Origin of the sequence: Streptomyces sp. NPDC102451 (assembly GCF_044765485.1) — a bacterium.
In the GTDB taxonomy this organism is placed as follows: Bacteria; Actinomycetota; Actinomycetes; order Streptomycetales; family Streptomycetaceae; genus Streptomyces.
Genome location: NZ_JBIWKD010000055.1, coordinates 1 through 1,484 on the forward strand (window position 1 = coordinate 1; position 1,484 = coordinate 1,484).

Annotated in this window: 2 protein-coding genes; both read right to left on the reverse strand. The window is 68.1% G+C overall.

Going from position 1 to position 1,484, the window contains the following annotated elements; genetic code table 11:
- Positions 1–1,002, reverse strand: a 1,002-nt coding sequence (locus ACIRD8_RS37815; protein ID WP_404002323.1) for an IS3 family transposase, incomplete at its 3' end; no start/stop codon positions are given.
- Positions 1,003–1,022: 20 nt separating this feature from the next.
- Positions 1,023–1,406: a hypothetical protein gene (locus ACIRD8_RS37820; protein WP_404002325.1), complete on the reverse strand. Its 384-nt coding sequence runs from the start codon at positions 1,404–1,406 to the stop codon at positions 1,023–1,025.
- Positions 1,407–1,484: the final 78 nt, after the last annotated feature.

The following is a 1,484-nucleotide window of genomic DNA, read 5'->3' on the forward strand; positions in this document are numbered from 1 at the left end:
TGAGGTTTGTGGTGCGGGTTCGCCGCGCTTGGCCGGGTCGTTGATCCATGCCTGCTGGGGTATCCGGGGCGGTTGGGGGCGGCGGCCGAAGCGTTCGGGGTGGCGGGAGTATGCCTCGGCGAGGGTGACCGCGCGCTGGTCGCGGACCTCCTCGGCGGTGCCGAAGTGCACGCTGGCGGGCGTGTGCCAGCCGATGCCCGAGTGCCGGTGCTCGTGGTTGTAGTACGCGATGAACGCCTCGAACCACTCGCGGGCATGAGTCAGCGAATCGAACCGTTCTGGGTAGTCGGACATGTACTTGGTGGTCTTGAAGTGGGCCTCGATGTAGGGGTTGTCGTTGGAGGTCTTCGGCCGCGAGTGCGACCTCGTGACGCCCAGGTCGATCAGTAGCTGGGAGACCCTCTTGGAGGTCATCGACGTGCCACGGTCGGCGTGCACGGTCTCGGGCACGATGCCGTTGCGGGTGATGGTCTCGCGGATCAACTCCTCGGCCCGCGTGGCGGATTCGGCCGCCTCGACGGTGTGGCCGACGATGTAGCGGCTGAAGATGTCGATGATGACGTAGGCGTGGTACCAGACGCCCTTGACCGGCCCGGCCGCCTTGGTGATGTCCCAGGTGAACACCTGCGAGGGGCCGGTGGCGACCAGCTCGGGCACCATCTTCGCCGGGTGGGTGGCCTGCCGCCGCCGCTCGCCCACCTGGCCCCTCTCGCGCAGGATCCGGTACATCGTGGACACCGAGCAGTGGTAGCGCCCGGCATCCAGCTCGCGGGCCCAGATCTGCGCGGGCGGCAGCTCGGCGTACTCGTCGTTGTTCATCAGCTCCAAAACCGCCGCCCGCTCCTCGGGCGTGAGGGCGGAGGGCTGGACCTGCGGTTTCCTGGGCTTTCGCTCTGGTGAGGGCCTCAGCCGGCGGTAGTGGGTGGCTCGGGAGCGGCCGGTCAGCCGGCACGCGGCCGTGACACCCAGCTGGGCCTCGACACCGGTGAACGCCTCGTCCACGACGGGGCCGGCGACAGGCTTCAGTCCGCGCTCTCGGAGATCATTTCCAAGAGCGCGGAAGCTTTTCCCATCACCTCGAGCGCGGCCTTGTTCCGGGCCAGGTCCTTCTCCAGCCGTGCCACCTGCTGGCGCAGTTTCTCGTTCTCCACCTCCGCGGCGGACTTCTTCGCGCGGGCCGGGCTGGTCCGGCGATCGACCAGCTTCTCCACGGCCCCGGCATCCCGGGCGGCCCGCCACTCCTTGACGTGCGAGTGGTAGAGCCGTTCCCGGCGCAGGACCGCGCCCTTCTCGTTCCTGGGCGCCGCGTCGTACTCCGCGACGATCCGCAGCTTGTACTCCGAGGTGAAAGTGCGGCGCTTCGGCCTCGGTGCCGGGTCGGACCCAGTCGGTTCGATGCTGGTCATAAGGGGTGCTTCTCCTACCGTGCCCTCTCAGGCTAACCCGACAAGACGGGATGTCTCACCCAAGGCTGATAGAGAGGG

Coding starts and splice junctions, on each gene's coding strand:
- ACIRD8_RS37820 (WP_404002325.1), bottom strand. CDS start 1,406: ATGACCAGCATCGAACCGACTGGGTCCGACCCGGCACCGAGGCCGAAG.